The 18179-nt window shown below is 40.0% G+C and carries 31 protein-coding genes; all 31 read right to left on the reverse strand.

Translation table 11 applies throughout. The features are described from left to right. Positions 1–237: 237 nt before the first annotated feature. The 31 genes from QGM71_RS18735 to fusA all read right to left on the reverse strand — a co-directional run bounded on the left by QGM71_RS18735 (position 238) and on the right by fusA (position 18140). Positions 238–1182, reverse strand: a complete 945-nt coding sequence (locus QGM71_RS18735) for a DNA-directed RNA polymerase subunit alpha (protein ID WP_327609099.1) — start codon at positions 1180–1182, stop codon at positions 238–240. 209 nt (positions 1183–1391) lie between these two features. Continuing rightward, positions 1392–1781 (reverse strand): 30S ribosomal protein S11, encoded by a 390-nt coding sequence (rpsK, locus tag QGM71_RS18740; RefSeq protein ID WP_327609100.1) that lies wholly within the window; start codon positions 1779–1781, stop codon positions 1392–1394. A 22-nt stretch (positions 1782–1803) separates the two neighbouring features. Beyond that, positions 1804–2169 carry a 30S ribosomal protein S13 gene (gene rpsM, locus QGM71_RS18745; protein ID WP_327609101.1) on the reverse strand — a complete coding sequence of 122 codons (366 nt, stop codon included), beginning with the start codon at positions 2167–2169 and terminating at the stop codon, positions 1804–1806. A gap of 24 nt (positions 2170–2193) precedes the next feature. Further along, complete coding sequence (rpmJ, locus tag QGM71_RS18750; protein ID WP_010095733.1) at positions 2194–2307, reverse strand: 50S ribosomal protein L36; 114 nt, start codon at positions 2305–2307, stop codon at positions 2194–2196. A 31-nt stretch (positions 2308–2338) separates the two neighbouring features. Continuing rightward, positions 2339–2557, reverse strand: a complete 219-nt coding sequence (gene infA / locus QGM71_RS18755; RefSeq protein ID WP_327609102.1) for a translation initiation factor IF-1 — start codon at positions 2555–2557, stop codon at positions 2339–2341. After that, positions 2535–2870: a KOW domain-containing RNA-binding protein gene (locus tag QGM71_RS18760; protein WP_327609103.1), complete on the reverse strand. Its 336-nt coding sequence runs from the start codon at positions 2868–2870 to the stop codon at positions 2535–2537. The genes infA and QGM71_RS18760 overlap by 23 nt, the downstream gene beginning before the upstream one ends. 190 nt (positions 2871–3060) lie before the next feature. Further along, the gene (locus tag QGM71_RS18765; protein ID WP_327609104.1) at positions 3061–3705 is read right to left on the reverse strand and encodes an adenylate kinase; all 645 of its coding nucleotides are present in this window, start codon (positions 3703–3705) and stop codon (positions 3061–3063) included. A gap of 33 nt (positions 3706–3738) precedes the next feature. Next, a complete protein-coding gene (gene secY / locus QGM71_RS18770; protein ID WP_327609105.1) occupies positions 3739–5031 on the reverse strand; it encodes a preprotein translocase subunit SecY in 1293 nt (430 codons plus the stop codon). Continuing rightward, the gene (gene rplO, locus QGM71_RS18775; protein WP_327609106.1) at positions 5031–5471 is read right to left on the reverse strand and encodes a 50S ribosomal protein L15; all 441 of its coding nucleotides are present in this window, start codon (positions 5469–5471) and stop codon (positions 5031–5033) included. Before rplO ends, secY begins: the two co-directional genes overlap by 1 nt. A 31-nt stretch (positions 5472–5502) precedes the next feature. Then, the gene (rpmD, locus tag QGM71_RS18780) at positions 5503–5685 is read right to left on the reverse strand and encodes a 50S ribosomal protein L30 (RefSeq protein ID WP_327609107.1); all 183 of its coding nucleotides are present in this window, start codon (positions 5683–5685) and stop codon (positions 5503–5505) included. Positions 5686–5698: 13 nt separating this feature from the next. Beyond that, positions 5699–6202 carry a 30S ribosomal protein S5 gene (rpsE, locus tag QGM71_RS18785; RefSeq protein ID WP_327609108.1) on the reverse strand — a complete coding sequence of 168 codons (504 nt, stop codon included), beginning with the start codon at positions 6200–6202 and terminating at the stop codon, positions 5699–5701. A 20-nt stretch (positions 6203–6222) separates the two neighbouring features. Next, entirely contained in the window at positions 6223–6585 is a 363-nt protein-coding gene (gene rplR, locus QGM71_RS18790) for a 50S ribosomal protein L18 (RefSeq protein WP_327609109.1), read from the reverse strand. Between the two features lie 32 nt (positions 6586–6617). After that, positions 6618–7154 (reverse strand): 50S ribosomal protein L6, encoded by a 537-nt coding sequence (gene rplF, locus QGM71_RS18795; protein ID WP_327609110.1) that lies wholly within the window; start codon positions 7152–7154, stop codon positions 6618–6620. A gap of 30 nt (positions 7155–7184) precedes the next feature. Then, entirely contained in the window at positions 7185–7583 is a 399-nt protein-coding gene (gene rpsH, locus QGM71_RS18800; protein ID WP_327609111.1) for a 30S ribosomal protein S8, read from the reverse strand. A 29-nt stretch (positions 7584–7612) separates the two neighbouring features. Then, positions 7613–7798 carry a type Z 30S ribosomal protein S14 gene (locus QGM71_RS18805; protein WP_047185890.1) on the reverse strand — a complete coding sequence of 62 codons (186 nt, stop codon included), beginning with the start codon at positions 7796–7798 and terminating at the stop codon, positions 7613–7615. Positions 7799–7828: 30 nt separating this feature from the next. Then, on the reverse strand, positions 7829–8368 hold the full coding sequence (gene rplE, locus QGM71_RS18810) for a 50S ribosomal protein L5 (RefSeq protein ID WP_327609112.1): 540 nt from the start codon (positions 8366–8368) through the stop codon (positions 7829–7831). Positions 8369–8394: 26 nt separating this feature from the next. Beyond that, positions 8395–8706, reverse strand: coding sequence for a 50S ribosomal protein L24 (gene rplX, locus QGM71_RS18815; protein WP_327609113.1), 312 nt, complete (start codon positions 8704–8706; stop codon positions 8395–8397). A 34-nt stretch (positions 8707–8740) separates the two neighbouring features. Continuing rightward, positions 8741–9109, reverse strand: coding sequence for a 50S ribosomal protein L14 (gene rplN / locus QGM71_RS18820; protein ID WP_036578659.1), 369 nt, complete (start codon positions 9107–9109; stop codon positions 8741–8743). A 43-nt stretch (positions 9110–9152) separates the two neighbouring features. Beyond that, positions 9153–9416 carry a 30S ribosomal protein S17 gene (rpsQ, locus tag QGM71_RS18825; protein WP_327609114.1) on the reverse strand — a complete coding sequence of 88 codons (264 nt, stop codon included), beginning with the start codon at positions 9414–9416 and terminating at the stop codon, positions 9153–9155. Positions 9417–9442: 26 nt separating this feature from the next. Further along, positions 9443–9643 carry a 50S ribosomal protein L29 gene (gene rpmC / locus QGM71_RS18830; protein WP_327609115.1) on the reverse strand — a complete coding sequence of 67 codons (201 nt, stop codon included), beginning with the start codon at positions 9641–9643 and terminating at the stop codon, positions 9443–9445. Beyond that, positions 9633–10067 (reverse strand): 50S ribosomal protein L16, encoded by a 435-nt coding sequence (gene rplP / locus QGM71_RS18835; protein ID WP_327609116.1) that lies wholly within the window; start codon positions 10065–10067, stop codon positions 9633–9635. Before rplP ends, rpmC begins: the two co-directional genes overlap by 11 nt. Before the next feature lie 18 nt (positions 10068–10085). After that, positions 10086–10727 carry a 30S ribosomal protein S3 gene (rpsC, locus tag QGM71_RS18840; protein WP_327609117.1) on the reverse strand — a complete coding sequence of 214 codons (642 nt, stop codon included), beginning with the start codon at positions 10725–10727 and terminating at the stop codon, positions 10086–10088. Between the two features lie 3 nt (positions 10728–10730). Further along, a complete protein-coding gene (gene rplV / locus QGM71_RS18845; protein ID WP_327609118.1) occupies positions 10731–11072 on the reverse strand; it encodes a 50S ribosomal protein L22 in 342 nt (113 codons plus the stop codon). Positions 11073–11091: 19 nt separating this feature from the next. Further along, a complete protein-coding gene (rpsS, locus tag QGM71_RS18850) occupies positions 11092–11370 on the reverse strand; it encodes a 30S ribosomal protein S19 (RefSeq protein ID WP_327609119.1) in 279 nt (92 codons plus the stop codon). Between the two features lie 58 nt (positions 11371–11428). After that, positions 11429–12259, reverse strand: a complete 831-nt coding sequence (rplB, locus tag QGM71_RS18855) for a 50S ribosomal protein L2 (protein ID WP_327609120.1) — start codon at positions 12257–12259, stop codon at positions 11429–11431. A gap of 32 nt (positions 12260–12291) precedes the next feature. Continuing rightward, positions 12292–12579, reverse strand: a complete 288-nt coding sequence (gene rplW / locus QGM71_RS18860; protein ID WP_327609121.1) for a 50S ribosomal protein L23 — start codon at positions 12577–12579, stop codon at positions 12292–12294. Next, a complete protein-coding gene (gene rplD, locus QGM71_RS18865; protein ID WP_327609122.1) occupies positions 12579–13202 on the reverse strand; it encodes a 50S ribosomal protein L4 in 624 nt (207 codons plus the stop codon). The genes rplW and rplD overlap by 1 nt, the downstream gene beginning before the upstream one ends. Positions 13203–13228: 26 nt before the next feature. Next, positions 13229–13858, reverse strand: coding sequence for a 50S ribosomal protein L3 (rplC, locus tag QGM71_RS18870; protein ID WP_327609123.1), 630 nt, complete (start codon positions 13856–13858; stop codon positions 13229–13231). Positions 13859–13890: 32 nt separating this feature from the next. After that, entirely contained in the window at positions 13891–14199 is a 309-nt protein-coding gene (gene rpsJ, locus QGM71_RS18875) for a 30S ribosomal protein S10 (RefSeq protein ID WP_019375535.1), read from the reverse strand. Positions 14200–14747: 548 nt separating this feature from the next. Beyond that, complete coding sequence (tuf, locus tag QGM71_RS18880; RefSeq protein ID WP_327609124.1) at positions 14748–15938, reverse strand: elongation factor Tu; 1191 nt, start codon at positions 15936–15938, stop codon at positions 14748–14750. Between the two features lie 123 nt (positions 15939–16061). After that, positions 16062–18140, reverse strand: a complete 2079-nt coding sequence (fusA, locus tag QGM71_RS18885) for an elongation factor G (RefSeq protein WP_327609125.1) — start codon at positions 18138–18140, stop codon at positions 16062–16064. Positions 18141–18179 lie beyond the last annotated feature (39 nt).

Below are 18179 nucleotides of genomic sequence, written 5' to 3' on the forward strand. Positions count from 1 at the left end.
TATTATAAACCCCGAGGTTATTTGAACAACTGCATAGGGCCATGTCCAGCTCCAGCGCCTAACGGCTTGTATAATTCCCTCAATAAAGCCAAACTTACGTAGATTTCATTCTGTTCATTAGAGAACATTCCAGCCATCACGCGAGCTTTTCTTTAACTATATAACAGAGGAATTTCTGCCTAAGTACACCGTTGAACAGGCGCTTGTGCTTTTGTTCCATATCTAAAGGTGTCTGTATCAATCATCATCACGTAAGCCTAAGCCAAGGTCAATTAGTTTTACTTTTACTTCTTCTAATGATTTACGGCCTAAATTACGCACTTTCATCATATCTTCTTCTGATTTATTTGAAAGCTCTTGCACTGTATTAATACCAGCACGTTTCAAGCAATTATATGATCTAACAGATAAATCAAGTTCTTCAATAGTCATTTCCATGACTTTTTCTTTTTGATCTTCTTCTTTTTCTACCATAATTTCTGCATTTTGCGCTTCGTCTGTTAAGCCTACGAAAATATTCAAATGCTCTGTAAAGACTTTGGCTCCTAATGAAACTGCTTCTTCAGGTCGAATGCTTCCATCAGTAGATACATCCATTGTAAGTTTATCAAAGTTGGCAACTTGGCCAACACGTGTATTCTCTACTTGATAGGTTACACGTTTTACGGGAGTAAAAATAGAATCAATTGGAATTACGCCAATTGGTTGATCATCCCTTTTGTTTGCCTCAGCCGGGCGATAGCCACGACCACGTTCAGCAGTAATCCTCATATGCAAACTACCCTTGCTGTTAATGGTAGCAATAGGCAATTCTGGATTTAGTACTTCCACATCACTATCAAATGTTAGATCTGCAGCCGTAACTTTCCCTTCCCCCTGTACATCAATCTCTAATGTTTTCTCTTCTTCAGAGTAAATCTTTAGAGCTAGTTTTTTCAGATTCAAAATTATCGTAGTTACATCTTCAACAACACCATCAATTGTTGAGAATTCATGTAGAGCTCCATCAATTTGAACTGAAGTCACAGCAGCACCTGGAAGTGAGGATAGCAGGATACGACGCAAGGAGTTTCCTAGAGTGGTACCATATCCACGTTCAAGCGGTTCGACTACAAACTTGCCAAATGTAGCATCCTCGCTGATTTCTACCGTTTCAATTTTTGGTTTTTCAATTTCGATCATTCAATAAAACCCTCCTTTAAAACGTCGAAACCCCGGTTAGACCCATGTCTAACCGAAATTCCTCAAATAGGCAGTTGGCGTTTCTGCACTATTATATTTCTACGTACTTTCTTGTCTCTTGGATGCTGTTTGGTAAAGGTTTAACAACCTTTACACTTTTAGCTATCATAACCCATTATTGACAGGGTGACAAATTCTATACGGTATAATTATACACGACGACGTTTTGGTGGGCGACAGCCATTATGAGGAACTGGTGTTACATCAATAATCGCAGTGACATCTAAGCCTGCAGCTTGAAGTGAACGAATTGCTGCTTCACGGCCAGCCCCTGGTCCTTTAACTGTAACTTCGAGTGTTTTCATTCCATTTTCCACTGCAGTTTTGGCAGCACTTTCTGCAGCCATTTGTGCAGCAAACGGTGTTGATTTACGTGATCCTTTAAAGCCAAGTGCTCCAGCTGAGCTCCAGCCAATTACATTTCCTTGAACATCCGTAATCGTAACAATCGTATTGTTAAACGTAGAACGAATATGTGCTATACCTGTATCAATATTCTTTTTCACACGACGCTTACGTGTATTTGTTTTACGTACCATTGATTAGCTTACCTCCTTCACGTTATTTTTTCTTACCTGCAACTGCTCGACGAGGTCCTTTACGAGTACGTGAATTGTTTTTCGTTTTTTGCCCACGAACTGGCAGTCCACGACGGTGACGAACTCCTCTATAAGAGCCAATCTCGATTAAACGCTTGATGTTAAGTGATATTTCACGACGAAGGTCCCCTTCAATAGTGAATTCATCAATCGCTTTACGGATTTTGCCTAATTCATCTTCAGTTAAATCGCGAACGCGAGTATCTTCTGAAACGCCTGCCTCTTGAAGGACTTTCTGTGCGGTAACTTTTCCAATTCCATAAATATAAGTTAATGAAATGACTACACGCTTATCACGTGGAATATCAATACCTGCAATACGTGCCATAAATATTTAGCACCTCCTTGGTTATTAGCCTTGTTTCTGTTTGTGTTTCGGGTTTTCGCAAATCACCATTACTTTACCTTTGCGCTTTATTACTTTACATTTTTCACAAATTGGTTTTACAGATGCTCTTACTTTCATCATCTTTACCTCCTTTTATATCGGAGCCCGCTTATTTATAACGGTACGTTATTCGTCCTCTGGTTAAATCATACGGAGAAAGTTCAACCGTTACTTTATCACCTGGTAGAATACGAATGAAATGCATACGAATTTTACCAGATACATGTGCTAAGACCGTATGGCCATTTTCAAGCTCAACATTAAACATCGCATTCGGCAATGTTTCCTTTACGGTACCTTCCACTTCAATTACATCGTCTTTCGCCATCGTGTTGGTCTCCCTTCTTCAAATCAGTCACAACCTCATTGATAAATTTAGCTATGGCAAATCGTAACTTACCATTTGTGACACGACCAGTTTCTAGAAGGCTGCTTTGGACTTCCGGAGAAATGTAATCCATCGTTTCAATATGATGTAAATTCTTTTTCTTTGGTCGATCATATTTACGTTTTTCCCCATCTGCTAGCAGAACATACCGATCATCCATCACTTTTATGACTATCGCATACTGTCCCGCTTCACGTCCTTGCATAATACGAACAATTTGACCTATTAGCGGAATCGAATCATCCTCGTTCAACAACGATCACCTTCACTTAGGCTATAGTTTATATTGCTTCCCTTCTCGAAAAAGGGATACTTCTTTATTTCATACTGCGCCACATTTATATGAAGTAATCCACTTGTTTTCACAATTGCTTACGACACATATTATAACTATTAACACATAGAATTGCATCCATTGTGTGTCAAAAATACAGTTAAGCAGCTTAATTCTCGATTTCAGTTTGAATATCCCGGAACACCTGATCAATCTCCTGATCACCGTTCACAGCTACAAGATAGCCTCTATCTTGGTAAAAATCCAGCAAAGGTTTTGATTGCTCAATATTGACAGCCAGTCGTTTCTTAACAGTTTCGGCTTTATCATCATCACGCTGAATTAACCTAGTGTCATCCTTATCACATACACCCTCAGATTTAGGTGGGTTATATAGTACATGGTAAGTAGTTCCACATGTCGGACAAATTCTACGCCCAGTCAGACGCTCCACTAAGTTTTCTTCCGGTACATCTACATGGATTACATAATCAATCGATGCTTTAAGATCTGTCAGCAGCTCTTGTAAAGCTTCAGCTTGTGCAATGGTTCTAGGAAATCCATCCAATAAGAAACCATTTTTGCAATCGTCTTTACTCAAGCGTTCTCTAACAATTCCTATTGTTACTTCATCCGGAACAAGTTCGCCTTGGTCCATATATTCTTTAGCTTTCTTTCCAAGGGCAGTGCCTTCTTTGATAGCTAATCGGAACATATCTCCTGTTGATATATGAGGAATGTCATATTTATTGTTTATTTTATCAGCCTGCGTGCCTTTACCGGCACCAGGCAGACCCATTAATATCAAGTTCAACAAAGTTCGCCTCGCTCTCACTGGCAGCGGATCTTACTTTATAAATCCTTTGTAGTGACGCTTTACCAACTGACTTTCCAGTTGTTTCATTGTTTGCAATGCAACTCCTACAACGATTAGTAAACTTGTGCCGCCGATTTGTACTGCGGTTGGTAAATTTGCAAGACCACCTAGAACAATAGGTAGGACAGAAACTGCCGCTAAGAAGATTGCTCCTACAAATGTTAAGCGATACATTACGCGTGTTAGATACGTTTCTGTATTTTTACCAGGACGAATACCTGGAATATATCCACCTTGCTTTTGTAAGTTTTCAGCCATTTGCTCAGGGTTAACTTGAACAAATGTATAAAAATAAGTGAATGCAATGATTAATGCAACATATATTACCATACCAATTGGCTGTGTATAATCAAAAATCAACTCAATAGTTGATGCGACCTGACTACCTTCAAAGAAACTGGCCACCGTTCTTGGCGCAATAATAAATGCAATTGCAAAGATTACCGGGATAACTCCAGCAGCATTTACTTTTAGTGGTAAATGAGTAGAGTGCCCACCCACCGGTGAACGATTAACAACTTTTTTTGCGTATTGAATTGGTATTTTACGTAAAGCCTGCTGAATGAAAATAACTCCAACAGTTACAGCAATAACAACCAATACGATTAAGGCAACAATAATTATATTTATAAATAATTCATCACCAGGATTAATAAAATACTGGCTGTATAATTGTTGAACACCATTTGGTACTGCGGCAACAATACCTGCAAAGATTAAAATGGAAATTCCGTTTCCAACTCCATTTGCTGTAATTTGCTCACCCAACCACATTAGAAATGCAGTTCCACTTGTCAGTACGATAGCAATCATCAGGAATTTGGTTGCGTTAGGGTCAGCAATTAACATCCCCCCGGCCATCGCATTAAAACCAATTGACATGGCAATCGCCTGAATAAATGCAAGAACTATTGTACCGTAACGAGTGACTTGAGCTAATTTCTTGCGGCCCATATCCCCTTGCTTTTTCCATTCTGCAAACTTAGGTACAACATCCATCTGCAGTAATTGCATGATTATGGATGCCGTAATATATGGCATAATACCCATTGCAAATATGGAGAAGTTTTGGAGAGCCCCTCCACCAAATGTGTTCAGGAATCCAAATACATTTTGCTGATTCATAAAATCAATAGCACTCTTATCTGTATAAGGTACTGGTATAAAAGTGCCTAGACGGAAGACAACTAACATGAGCAATGTAAAGATTATTTTCCGTCTAATGTCACCTACGCGCATAAAATTGGAGATTGTACGGAACATTAAATCACCTCTGTTTTACCGCCCGCTGCCTCAATTGCTTCAACAGCTGAAGCAGAAAATTTGTGAGCTTTTACTGTCAATTTCTTTTCGATAGCTCCCTTACCTAGCACTTTAATACCTGCTTTAAGTTTGCTTACGACACCTTCTTCAAGTAATAGCTCAGGTGTAATTTCTGTGCCGTCTTCAAAACGATTTAGCGCATCTAAGTTTACAATAGCAAACTCTTTACGATGGATGTTTGTGAACCCACGTTTAGGCAAGCGTTGAAATAGTGGCATTTGTCCACCTTCAAAACCTGGACGTACACCGCCGCCTGAACGTGCGTTTTGTCCTTTATGTCCCCTTCCGGAAGTTTTTCCGTTACCAGATGACATACCGCGACCTACACGATTTCGATTTTTGCGAGTTCCTTCTGATGCCTTCAATTCATGAAGTTTCATGCGAGCACCTCCTCTTTACGCTTTGTATTAATTAAGCCTCTTTAACCGTTACTAGATGAGATACTTTGTTGATCATACCGCGTACGGCTGGAGTATCTTCAAAAACTACGGATTGGCGAATTTTCTTAAGTCCTAATGCCTGAACAGTTTTACGTTGCCCATCGTTTCCACCAATAACACTGCGCGTGAGGGTGATTTCTAATTTTTTAGACATAACAGTTCCCTCCTTATCCTAACAGTTCTTCTACAGACTTTCCGCGTAGTTTTGCTACGTCTTCTGCACGTTTTAAATTGGTTAAGCCGTTTAATGTTGCACGAATCATATTAATTGGCGTATTTGAGCCTAGTGATTTAGTTAAAATATCACCAACACCTGCTAATTCAAGAATTGCACGAACAGGTCCGCCCGAAATTACTCCTGTACCTTCTGCAGCTGGTTTCATTAATACATTTCCAGAACCAAATCTACCATTGATTTCATGAGGAATTGTAGTTCCAACGATAGGTACTTCTATTAAGTTTTTCTTTGCATCATCAACTGCTTTTTTAATTGCTTCTGGTACTTCTTGTGCTTTACCTGTGCCAAAACCTACATGACCGTTTTTGTCCCCGACCACTACCAATGCCGCAAAGCGGAAACGACGTCCACCTTTAACTACTTTTGCAACACGGTTGACCGTAACAACACGTTCTTCAAGGTCCAATTTATTTGGATCAATGCTTATTCTCATGTATGTCCCTCCTTTATCGTTTAAAATTCAAGACCTGCTTCGCGAGCAGCATCTGCTAAAGCTTTTACACGTCCATGATAAAGGTAGCCTCCGCGATCGAATACAACCGATTTGTAACCTTTATCCTGGGCACGTTTAGCGATCATTTCTCCGACTTGCTTAGCTGCTTCTGTGTTAGCAGAAGCTTCGGCATTTACTTCGTTATCTTTCGTAGAAGCACTTGCAACAGTAACTCCACTATTATCATCGATTAATTGCACATAGATGTGTTTATTTGAACGATACACGTTTAGACGAGGACGTTCTTGTGTTCCAAAAAGATTTTTACGAACACGCGCATGTCTCTTTTTACGTGTAACATTTTTGTCAGGCTTTGTGATCATATAGGTCACTCCTTTCTGCTCCCTAACTAATCTTACTTAGCAGTTTTACCTTCTTTACGGCGTACATATTCGCCTGCGTAACGAATACCTTTACCTTTATAAGGCTCCGGCGGTCTGATTGCTCTAATATTAGCAGCAACTGCTCCAACCAATTCTTTATCTATACCTTTAACAATTACTTGTGTGTTTTTAGGAACGTCTATTTCGATTCCTTCAATGGAATCAAGTTCGACTGGATGTGAATAACCTGCGCTAATCACTATTTTGTCTCCCTGTTTTAGTGCACGATAACCAACACCAATGATTTCAAGGGATTTTTCGAAACCTTTACTTACGCCTTCAACCATATTGCTGATCAGACTACGAGTAGTACCGTGCAATGCACGATGATCTTTATGGTTACTTGGACGCTCAACTGTAATAATATTATCTTCTATATTAATCTTCATATCCTGGTGTAGATCTCTGGTTAATTCACCTTTAGGTCCCTTAACAGTAACAGTATTATCATTAAGTTTCACTTCTACACCTTGTGGAATTTCAATTGGCTTAAGTCCTATACGAGACATTCCATGCACCTCCTGTCTTAAAAATGTTAATTACCAAACATACGCTAGAACTTCGCCACCAACAGCTTGAGAACGCGCTTCTTTATCAGATAGCACTCCTTTTGATGTTGAAACGATAGCTATACCCAAGCCATTTAGTACACGAGGTACTTCGTTAGCTTTAGCATAAACACGTAGTCCTGGCTTACTAATACGTTTGATACCTGTAATTACTCGCTCTTCTTTTGCACCGTACTTAAGGAAAATACGCAGAACACCTTGTTTGTTGTCTTCAACAAACTCATAACCAGAAACAAAACCTTCACGTTTTAGGATATCAGCGATCTCCTTTTTCATTGTAGAAGCCGGAAGCTCTAACTTTTCATGGCGCACCATGTTAGCATTACGAATACGAGTTAGCATATCTGCGATTGGATCTGTCATAACCATTACTAATTACCTCCTTCCCGAATCGGGGTTTACCAGCTTGCTTTTTTGACACCAGGAATTTGACCTTTATAGGCAAGTTCACGGAAACAAATACGGCAAAGTTTAAATTTACGAATTACAGAATGTGGACGGCCACAACGTTCGCAACGTGTATATTCACGTACTTGATACTTTTGTGGGCGCTTTTGTTTCGCGACCATCGATTTTTTAGCCACAATTTTCCCTCCTTTTATTAGCTTCTAAGCTTATTTTTGGAAAGGCATGCCTAGCTGAGCTAAAAGTTCACGAGCTTCTTCATCAGTATTAGAAGTTGTTACAATAACAATATCCATACCGCGGACTTTATTTACTTTATCATAGTTGATTTCTGGGAAAATTAGCTGTTCTTTAACACCTAATGTATAGTTACCACGGCCATCAAATGCTTTTTTAGAAATACCACGGAAGTCACGTACACGTGGAAGTGATACCGCGATGAGTTTTTGTAAAAATTCATACATGCGCTCGCCACGAAGTGTTACTTTTGCACCGATCGGCATACCTTCGCGAAGGCGGAAACCAGCAATTGATTTCTTAGCACGAGTTACCATTGGTTTTTGACCAGAAATTAGTGCAAGTTCTTCTACAGCACTGTCTAGTGCTTTTGAATTTTGAACTGCATCACCTACACCCATGTTGATTACAATTTTATCAACTGTTGGTACTTGCATAACAGATTCATAATTAAATTTATTCATCAAAGATGGTAGTACTTCATCTTGGTATTTTTGTTTTAGTTCATTCATCATGTCGCCCTCCTTTCGTCGCTAAATTAATTATCTATTACTTCACCGGATTTTTTAGCGATGCGGACTTTCTTTCCATCACGTACTTCATACCCAACACGAGTTGGCTCACCGGATTTAGAATCTATTAGCATTACGTTAGAAACATGAATAGGCGCTTCTTGGTTAAGAATTCCGCCCTGCGGATTATCCTGTGAAGGTTTTGCGTGTTTCTTTATCATGTTGATACCTTCAACAAGAACCCGTTCTTTCTTCGGATATGCTTCTAAAATAGTGCCTTGTTTACCACGGTCTTTACCAGTTATAACTTTGACTTTATCACCTTTTTTTACATGCATGCTTGACGCACCTCCTTGCAAGGCTAAATTTAGCTTATAAAACTTCTGGAGCTAGAGATACGATTTTCATGAATTTAGCATCACGTAACTCACGTGCAACCGGTCCGAAGATACGTGTACCTCTTGGACTTTTGTCATCACGGATAATTACCGCTGCATTTTCATCAAAACGAATATATGACCCATCTTTACGACGTGCACCAGATTTAGTACGTACGATGACGGCTTTAACAACCTCACCTTTTTTGACAACGCCTCCTGGTGTTGCTTGTTTCACTGTACAAACAATTACATCACCAATATTGGCAGTTTTACGTCCTGATCCACCTAGTACTTTAATAGTTAGTACTTCGCGTGCACCAGAGTTATCTGCAACTTTTAAACGAGTTTCTTGCTGAATCATATCGCTGTGACCTCCCTTCGGATACCTTCCGAGCGAACTTAAATTATATAATTACGGATTCTTTTACAACTTCAACTAGACGAAAACGTTTCGTTGCTGATAGCGGACGAGTTTCCATGATCTTAACAACATCACCAGTTTTTGCTTGGTTATTCTCATCATGTGTCTTGAGTTTTTTAGAGTACTTCACACGTTTACCGTATAACTTATGAAACTTATATGTTTCAACTAAAACAGTAATTGTTTTATCCATTTTATCTGATACGACACGACCTGTGTATACTTTACGATTATTACGCTCAGTCATTTTGAGGCTAACCTCCTCTCGGGATTCTAGTTATTTACGCTTAGTTCACGTTGACGAACTACCGTTTTCAAACGTGCAATAGCCTTTCTTACTTCACGAATTCGTGCTGTGTTTTCCAATTGGCCAGTTGCAAGTTGGAAACGTAAATTAAATAGTTCTTCTTTTAACGTCTTAACCTTTTGTTCAATTTCGGCAGTGGTTAGTTCTCTGATTTCATTAGCCTTCATTGATTTCACCACCAATTTCTTCACGTTTTACGAACTTAGTTTTAATCGGAAGCTTGTGAGAAGCAAGACGTAACGCTTCACGTGCAACTTCTTCTGGCACACCTGCGATTTCAAACATAATTTTCCCTGGTTTTACTACTGCTACCCATCCTTCAGGAGCACCTTTACCAGAACCCATACGAACTTCTAGGGGTTTTGCTGTATATGGTTTGTCAGGAAAGATCTTGATCCAAACTTTACCGCCACGTTTCATGTAACGAGTCATTGCAATACGAGCTGCCTCAATTTGACGACTTGTAATCCAAGAAGCCTCCGTTGCTTGCAGACCATATTCACCAAAAGCTACTGTTGTACCGCCTTTTGCTTGGCCTCTCATTTTACCACGATGTTGTCTGCGATATTTCACGCGTTTAGGCATTAACATAATGCATTGCCCCCTTCCTTATTTGTTTGATTTAGTTGGAAGGACTTCTCCACGATAGATCCACACTTTAACACCTAATTTACCATAAGTAGTATCAGCTTCTGCTGTACCGTAGTTAATATCAGCACGTAATGTGTGTAGTGGTACTGTACCTTCACTATAATGTTCCGCACGGGCGATATCTGCGCCACCAAGACGTCCGGAAACCTGTGTTTTAATACCTTTAGCTCCTCCACGCATTGCACGTTGAATGGCTTGCTTCTGTGCACGACGGAATGAGATACGGTTTTCTAATTGACGAGCAATATTGTCAGCAACTAATGTTGCATCAAGATCTACTTTCTTGATTTCAACAATATTAATGTGAACACGCTTGCCAGTTAAGCTATTTAATGATTTACGTAGAGCTTCTACTTCGGATCCGCCTTTACCAATAACCATACCAGGTTTACCAGTATGAATTGTAATGTTTACACGGTTTGCTGCACGCTCGATTTCGATAGAAGAAACAGCAGCAATACGTAAGCGGTTTTCAAGATATTCTCTGATCTTAATATCCTCATGTAGTAAGTCTGCATAGTCTTTGCCTGCATACCATTTTGACTCCCAGTCTTTAATGATACCTATGCGAAGACCTGTTGGATTTACTTTTTGTCCCACTGACTATCCCTCCTTCTTTTCTGTTACAACTACTGTAACGTGACTTGTGCGTTTATTGATTTTGCTTGCACGTCCTTGTGCACGTGGACGAAAACGTTTCATTGTAGCACCTTCATTAACATATGCTTCAGATATCATTAGATTATCTGGGTCCATTTCGTAGTTGTGTTCTGCGTTTGCAATTGCAGACATCAAAACTTTCTCTACGACTGGAGAAGCACCGCGTTGTGTATGACGTAGGATCGCGACTGCTTCACCAACGTTTTTTCCTCGAATTAGATCAACGACTAAACGTACTTTACGAGGAGCAATACGGACCGATTTTGCAATGGCTTTTGCTTGCATGTTGAGTGCCTCCTCTCATTTACCGTTTTGTTTTCTTATCATCGCCAGAATGTCCCCTGTACGTACGAGTTGGCGCGAATTCACCTAATTTATGTCCGACCATGTCCTCTGTAATGTAAACAGGTACGTGTTTACGTCCATCATATACAGCAACAGTATGACCAATAAAAGTAGGGAAAATAGTTGAACGACGAGACCAAGTTTTAACAACTTGCTTCTTATCAGTTTCGTTTAATTTCTCGATCTTTGACAATAGATGGTCATCTGCAAAAGGTCCTTTTTTTAAGCTACGACCCATGGATAAACCTCCTTTCGCAATTGAGAGACGGGTCTTATTTCCCGTCCACTACTTTAGTTTATTTTTTACGCTTACGAACAATATACTTATCTGTTGGCTTGTTACGTTTACGCGTTTTGTAACCAAGAGTAGGTTTACCCCAAGGTGACATTGGTGATTTACGTCCGATTGGAGCGCGTCCTTCACCACCACCGTGTGGGTGATCGTTAGGGTTCATAACAGAACCACGAACAGTTGGGCGTTTGCCTAACCAACGAGAACGTCCTGCTTTACCAATACGAATAAGTTCATGCTCAATGTTACCAACTTGACCAACTGTAGCGCGGCAAGTAGTTAATATTAAACGTACTTCTCCTGAAGCTAAACGTACTAGTGTGTACTTATCTTCACGACCAAGAATTTGTGCTTCAGCACCCGCTGAACGAGCAAGCTGTCCACCACGTCCTGGTTTTAATTCTACGTTGTGAATGATTGTACCTACTGGAATGTTAGCAAGTGGAAGTGCATTTCCTGCCTTAATGTCTGCATTTACTCCAGATTCGATCATTTGACCGACTTTAAGTCCTTTTGGAGCTAAAATGTAGCGCTTTTCCCCATCAACATAATTAATCAATGCGATGTTTGCTGAACGGTTTGGATCGTATTCGACCGTAGCAACGCGTCCTGGTATACCATCTTTATCACGTTTAAAGTCGATAATGCGGTATTGACGCTTATGACCGCCACCTTGATGACGAACAGTCAATTTCCCTTGGTTGTTACGTCCGCCTCGGCTAAATAAAGGGCTTAGCAGGGATTTCTCTGGAGTATCTGTCGTGATCTCCGCAAAGTCAGATACAGACATATTACGTCTACCACCTGATGTTGGTTTGTATTTTTTAATCGCCATCTTGTTTTCCCTCCTTCACGAATTTCTCGTTATTAACCTTCAAAGAAGTCTAGATCTTTACTGTCCTCAGAAAGTTGTACGATAGCTTTTTTGCGATCTGAGCGATATCCACCATAACGACCCATTCGCTTAAACTTACCTTTTATATTCATTGTGTTTACTTTTAAAACTTTAACACCAAAGACCAACTCGATTGCGTCTTTAATTTCAGTTCTATTTGCTTTTGTACTTACTTCAAACGTATATTTTTTCTCTGCCATTAAGTCAGCTGAATTCTCAGTTATGACAGGGCGCTTAATAATATCACGTGGATCTTTCATTATGCAAGCACCTCCCCTGCTTTTTCAGCTGCATCCTTCGTTACGATCAGCTTGTCATGCATAAGCAAGTCTAGTACATTTATTTCATCTAAAGCCAATACTTTCACTGATTGAAGATTATTTGCTGAGCGAATCACTGTTTCATCTTTTTCAGCAGTAACAATTAATACTTTCGTATCAACATTAAGCGCTTCAAGCATTTTCACTACGTCTTTTGTTTTAGGCGCATCAAATGCAAGACTTTCTAAAACTACCAGATTTTCTTCTTTCACTTTAGAAGAAAGTGCAGATTTAAGTGCTAAACGACGTACTTTCTTTGGTAATTTGTAGCTGTAGCTACGTGGTGTCGGGCCGAAAACAACTCCGCCGCCTACCCATTGTGGAGCTCGAATAGTACCTTGACGCGCACGACCTGTTCCTTTTTGGCGCCATGGTTTACGGCCACCACCGCGAACGTCCGAACGGTTTTTAACAGCGTGTGTACCTTGACGCAACGATGCGCGTTGCATTACTACTGCTTCATGTAATACATGAGTGTTTGGCTCAATACCAAAAACGGAATCATTTAATTCCACATCTCCAGCTTGAGAACCATCTTGTTTTAATAGTGCTACTTTAGCCATGACATATCCTCCCTTCGTGTATATGATTAGTTAGACTTAATTGCACTCGTGATTTTTACGAATGATTTTTTTGGACCAGGAACGTTACCTTTAATTAAAATGATATTACGTTCTGCATCTACATTAACTACTTCAAGATTTTGAATAGTTATTTGTGTGCCACCCATTTGTCCTGGAAGTGGTTTCCCTTTGAATACTCGCATAGGGTCAACCGCACCTAGTGAACCTGGAGATCTATGAAAATGAGAACCGTGGGACATTGGTCCACGACTTTGATTGTGTCGCTTAATAGACCCTTGGAAACCTTTCCCTTTTGTGATTCCAGTTACATCGATTTTATCTCCGGCTTGAAAAACTTCAACGCTGATTTCTTGACCAACTTCATGTGCGTCAAGATCTGCGTTACGGATTTCACGAACGTAGCGCTTAGGAGCTGTGCTTGCTTTTGCAGCATGACCTTTTTTCGCCTTGTTAGTACGTGATTCCTTTTCATCAGCAAAACCGATTTGCAATGCTTCATAACCATCATTCTCTAATGTTCTCTTTTGTAGAACTACGTTTGGCTCAGCCTGAATTACTGTAACAGGGATTAATTCACCAGTCTCAGAAAATAGCTGAGTCATGCCGATTTTACGACCTAAGATTCCTTTCGTCATCCGTTACACCTCCTATTATTAAAACATTAATTTTATAGTTTAATTTCTATATCCACACCAGATGGTAAGTCAAGACGCATTAGTGAATCAACTGTTTGTGGTGTTGGGTTAACAATATCGATAAGACGTTTATGTGTACGCATTTCGAATTGTTCACGTGAATCCTTGTATTTGTGCACCGCACGCAATACAGTGTAAACAGATCTTTCTGTAGGTAACGGAATCGGTCCAGATACATTTGCACCAGAACGTTTCGCCGTGTCTACTATTTTCTCAGCAGACTGATCTAAAATACGGTGATCATATGCTTTTAGTCGGATTCTAATCTTTTCTTTTGCCATTATTTTCCCTCCTTTTCGCCCATATTATTATAGACATTCTCCACGAAAATATCTCGGCATCCCGCCATGGCAAAGGGGCCGGGTGTGCCAACAACCTTCCGTTTCATCGCCTTTAATGACCAACATTCTCATTATATAGAAAATAATTGGTAGATGCAACCCTTTTTTACCCTCATATACTGCCAAAATACAGCAGTATTCTTTGTTTCTTCTTAATCTTTCACGACTATGATTTGTATTCTGTATATGAAAGAAAAGTAAACATCTTGATTGCACATTTACATATTATACTTATATTATCCAGTGAATGCAAGGGGATAATGCAAATTTTTATATTAAGAGTGAAATTAATGTGTATTACATCATTGCCGGTACCCGGCACATGTTGAAAATGAATAGCGTTATTTTGTCTGTGAAGTACACAGAAGCAAGCCTTATCTCGCTTTGCACTAATTCTACTGCATTCTCTACAGCTCTATTATTATTGTATTTTATTATCATAAAGGAAACAGGCAGCGTCGTCACGCTGCCTGTTTTTAGTTACATTATTATTTTTGGATTGAAGTTACAACACCAGATCCAACTGTACGTCCACCTTCACGAATTGAAAAACGAGTACCGTCTTCAATTGCAATTGGTGAGATTAATTCTACAGAGATTTCAATGTTATCTCCAGGCATAATCATTTCTACTCCTTCTGGAAGTTGAACAACTCCAGTTACGTCAGTCGTACGGAAGTAGAACTGTGGGCGATAGTTAGCGAAGAATGGAGTATGACGTCCACCTTCTTCTTTAGATAGTACATAAACTTCAGCTTTAAAGTTAGTGTGTGGTGTAATTGTACCAGGCTTAGCCAGTACTTGACCACGGTTAATATCTTCACGAGCAACACCACGAAGTAGTGCTCCAATGTTATCTCCTGCTTCAGCATAATCAAGAAGCTTACGGAACATTTCAACACCAGTTACGGTTGTTTTCGTAGCAGTTTCGTTAAGACCGATGATTTCTACATCATCCTGTACTTTAACTTCTCCACGCTCAACACGTCCTGTTGCTACAGTACCACGTCCAGTAATTGAGAATACATCCTCAATTGGCATCATGAACGGTTTTTCTTTATCACGCTCTGGAGTAGGAATATACTCATCAACAGCGTTCATTAGTTCAACAATTTTTTCTTCGTATTCAGCATCGCCTTCAAGAGCTTTAAGAGCTGAACCTTTAACTACTGGTACATCGTCACCAGGGAAATCATATTCAGTTAGTAGGTCGCGAACTTCCATTTCTACTAGCTCTAGTAATTCTTCATCATCCACCATGTCCGTTTTGTTAAGGAATACTACGATTGTAGGCACTCCTACGTTACGTGAAAGAAGAATGTGCTCACGAGTTTGTGGCATTGGGCCATCAGCAGCAGATACTACTAGAATAGCTCCATCCATTTGTGCAGCACCAGTGATCATGTTTTTAACATAGTCAGCGTGACCTGGGCAGTCAACGTGTGCATAGTGACGAGTATCTGTTTCATATTCTACGTGAGATGTTGCGATAGTAATACCGCGTTCTTTTTCTTCTGGTGCACCATCAATTTGGTCATAAGCCATCGCAGACCCTTTACCAGATTTCTTGTGCATTACAGTTGTAATTGCAGCAGTTAATGTAGTTTTACCATGGTCAACGTGTCCAATAGTACCAATGTTTACGTGACTTTTCGAACGATCAAATTTTTCTTTACCCATTTATAGTTCCTCCTTTAAATAAATAAAAGTATTTTTTAATAGTATGCTCAACTTAGAAATAACATAGATTTGTTTTTCTAAGCCTTCATTAAAAGTTATACGTGATCATAACTAAAAAATCAATTATGCACCAGCGTTTTTCTTAATGATTTCTTCAGAAATGCTCTTCGGTACTTCTTCATAATGATCGAAATGCATTGTGAAAACACCGCGCCCTTGCGTGTTTGAACGTAATGCCGTAGCATAACCAAACATTTCAGCTAAAGGCACAAAACCTCTAACTACTTGAGCGTTACCGCGTGAATCCATTCCTTCTACACGTCCACGGCGAGATGTAACATCTCCCATGATATCTCCCATGTATTCTTCAGGAATAACGATTTCAACTTTCATCATTGGCTCTAGAAGTACTGGGTTACATTTGGTCTTAGCAGCTTTTAAAGCCATAGATCCAGCAATCTTAAACGCCATCTCATTCGAGTCAACGTCATGATAGCTACCGTCATATAATGTTGCTTTTACATCAATTAACGGATATCCAGCTAGCACACCATTCTCCATTGATTCAGCAATTCCTGCATCAACAGATGGGATGTATTCACGTGGAACCGTACCACCAACGATTTTGTTTACAAACTCGTAGCCTGCACCTTCTTCGTTTGGCTCAAATTTCACCCAAACGTGACCATACTGTCCACGACCACCGGATTGACGTACGAATTTACCTTCAACTTCAGCTGATGAGCGTAAAGTTTCACGGTACGCAACTTGCGGAGCACCAACATTTGCTTCTACTTTGAACTCACGCTTTAGTCGGTCAACAATGATATCAAGGTGAAGTTCACCCATACCAGAAATGATCGTTTGACCTGTTTCAACGTTTGTTTCTGTTCTGAAAGTAGGATCTTCTTCTGCAAGTTTTGCTAAAGCAATCCCCATTTTATCCTGGTCTGCTTTTGTTTTTGGCTCAATCGCGACACCAATAACTGGCTCTGGGAAGTCCATAGATTCTAAGATAACAAGTTCTTTCTCATCACACAGTGTGTCCCCAGTTGAAGTATCTTTCAAACCAACCGCTGCCGCAATTTCACCAGAATAAACTGTTGAGATTTCCTGGCGGGAGTTTGCGTGCATTTGCAGGATACGTCCCACACGTTCACGTTTATCTTTTACTGAGTTTCTCACATAGGAACCAGAATCTAAAGTTCCAGAATATACACGGAAGAATGTTAACTTTCCAACGTATGGATCTGTCATTACTTTAAACGCTAATGCCGAGAATGGTGCTTTATCATCAGCTGGACGAGCAACTTTATCTTCTGTTCCAGGGACAATTCCCTCGATAGATGCAACATCTGTTGGAGCAGGTAGATAGTCAATAACTCCGTCTAGTATTAATTGGACACCTTTGTTTTTAAAAGCTGAACCACAGAATACTGGGTAAAGTTCCACATTTAACGTAGCTTGACGAACAGCAGCTTTAAGTTCTTCGTTAGAGACTTCTTCTCCCTCTAAAAACTTCATCATCAAGTCTTCGTCCAGTTCGGATACGGCTTCGATTAGGTTTGCGCGTAACTCATTCGCTTTATCCATATATTCTGCAGGAATTTCACGAGATTCATCTTTTGTGCCAAGATCATCTAAATAGAAATGTGCTTCCATATTAATTAGGTCAATAATACCTTCGAAGTTATCTTCAGCGCCGATAGGTAACTGAACCGGATGTGCGTTAGCTCCTAAACGTTCTTTTAGAGTTCCTGTAGAATACAGGAAGTCTGCACCAATTTTGTCCATTTTATTAACGAAGACTACTCGTGGCACTCCGTATGTTGTAGCTTGACGCCACACTGTTTCAGTTTGAGGCTCAACACCTGATTGCGCATCAAGAACAGTTACTGCTCCATCAAGCACTCGTAGTGAACGTTCAACCTCTACTGTGAAATCCACGTGTCCAGGTGTATCAATGATATTTATTCGATGTTCTTTCCATGCAGCAGTAGTTGCAGCGGAAGTGATTGTGATTCCGCGCTCTTGCTCCTGTTCCATCCAGTCCATCTGTGAAGCGCCTTCGTGTGTTTCACCAATTTTATGAATACGTCCTGTGTAGAAAAGAATACGCTCAGTAGTAGTGGTCTTACCTGCATCAATGTGTGCCATAATACCAATATTGCGCGTCTTTTCCAAGGAGAACTCTCTAGCCATGTATTCTTCTCCTTCCTCTTAAAAGCTTTGTTAGATTTA

It is taken from the genome of Virgibacillus tibetensis (assembly GCF_036026595.1).
In the GTDB taxonomy this organism is placed as follows: domain Bacteria; phylum Bacillota; class Bacilli; order Bacillales; family Amphibacillaceae; genus Virgibacillus_P; species Virgibacillus_P tibetensis.

Bases quoted from the DNA above. Each gene is read 5' to 3' on its own strand.
- rpmJ (WP_010095733.1), bottom strand. From the start codon at position 2,307: ATGAAAGTAAGAGCATCTGTAAAACCAATTTGTGAAAAATGTAAAGTA.
- rplB (WP_327609120.1), bottom strand. From the start codon at position 12,259: ATGGCGATTAAAAAATACAAACCAACATCAGGTGGTAGACGTAATATG.
- infA (WP_327609102.1), bottom strand. From the start codon at position 2,557: ATGGCGAAAGACGATGTAATTGAAGTGGAAGGTACCGTAAAGGAAACA.
- QGM71_RS18735 (WP_327609099.1), bottom strand. From the start codon at position 1,182: ATGATCGAAATTGAAAAACCAAAAATTGAAACGGTAGAAATCAGCGAG.
- rplO (WP_327609106.1), bottom strand. From the start codon at position 5,471: ATGAAACTTCATGAATTGAAGGCATCAGAAGGAACTCGCAAAAATCGA.
- rplP (WP_327609116.1), bottom strand. From the start codon at position 10,067: ATGTTAATGCCTAAACGCGTGAAATATCGCAGACAACATCGTGGTAAA.
- rplW (WP_327609121.1), bottom strand. From the start codon at position 12,579: ATGAAAGATCCACGTGATATTATTAAGCGCCCTGTCATAACTGAGAAT.
- rpsQ (WP_327609114.1), bottom strand. From the start codon at position 9,416: ATGACTGAGCGTAATAATCGTAAAGTATACACAGGTCGTGTCGTATCA.
- rpsM (WP_327609101.1), bottom strand. From the start codon at position 2,169: ATGGCACGTATTGCAGGTATTGATATTCCACGTGATAAGCGTGTAGTC.
- rpsH (WP_327609111.1), bottom strand. From the start codon at position 7,583: ATGGTTATGACAGATCCAATCGCAGATATGCTAACTCGTATTCGTAAT.
- rplC (WP_327609123.1), bottom strand. From the start codon at position 13,858: ATGACGAAAGGAATCTTAGGTCGTAAAATCGGCATGACTCAGCTATTT.
- rpsE (WP_327609108.1), bottom strand. From the start codon at position 6,202: ATGAGAATAAGCATTGATCCAAATAAATTGGACCTTGAAGAACGTGTT.
- rpmC (WP_327609115.1), bottom strand. From the start codon at position 9,643: ATGAAGGCTAATGAAATCAGAGAACTAACCACTGCCGAAATTGAACAA.
- rpmD (WP_327609107.1), bottom strand. From the start codon at position 5,685: ATGTCTAAAAAATTAGAAATCACCCTCACGCGCAGTGTTATTGGTGGA.
- rpsJ (WP_019375535.1), bottom strand. From the start codon at position 14,199: ATGGCAAAAGAAAAGATTAGAATCCGACTAAAAGCATATGATCACCGT.
- rplF (WP_327609110.1), bottom strand. From the start codon at position 7,154: ATGTCTCGTATAGGACTTAAGCCAATTGAAATTCCACAAGGTGTAGAA.
- rplN (WP_036578659.1), bottom strand. From the start codon at position 9,109: ATGATTCAGCAAGAAACTCGTTTAAAAGTTGCAGATAACTCTGGTGCA.
- rpsS (WP_327609119.1), bottom strand. From the start codon at position 11,370: ATGGGTCGTAGCTTAAAAAAAGGACCTTTTGCAGATGACCATCTATTG.
- fusA (WP_327609125.1), bottom strand. From the start codon at position 18,140: ATGGCTAGAGAGTTCTCCTTGGAAAAGACGCGCAATATTGGTATTATG.
- rpsK (WP_327609100.1), bottom strand. From the start codon at position 1,781: ATGGTACGTAAAACAAATACACGTAAGCGTCGTGTGAAAAAGAATATT.
- tuf (WP_327609124.1), bottom strand. From the start codon at position 15,938: ATGGGTAAAGAAAAATTTGATCGTTCGAAAAGTCACGTAAACATTGGT.
- rplE (WP_327609112.1), bottom strand. From the start codon at position 8,368: ATGAATGAACTAAAACAAAAATACCAAGATGAAGTACTACCATCTTTG.
- secY (WP_327609105.1), bottom strand. From the start codon at position 5,031: ATGTTCCGTACAATCTCCAATTTTATGCGCGTAGGTGACATTAGACGG.
- rplX (WP_327609113.1), bottom strand. From the start codon at position 8,706: ATGCATGTAAAAAAAGGTGATAAAGTCAAAGTTATAACTGGTAAAGAC.
- rplV (WP_327609118.1), bottom strand. From the start codon at position 11,072: ATGCAAGCAAAAGCCATTGCAAAATCGGTCCGTATTGCTCCTCGTAAA.
- rplD (WP_327609122.1), bottom strand. From the start codon at position 13,202: ATGGCTAAAGTAGCACTATTAAAACAAGATGGTTCTCAAGCTGGAGAT.
- rplR (WP_327609109.1), bottom strand. From the start codon at position 6,585: ATGATCACAAAGCCTGACAAAAATGTTACACGTAAAAAGAGACATGCG.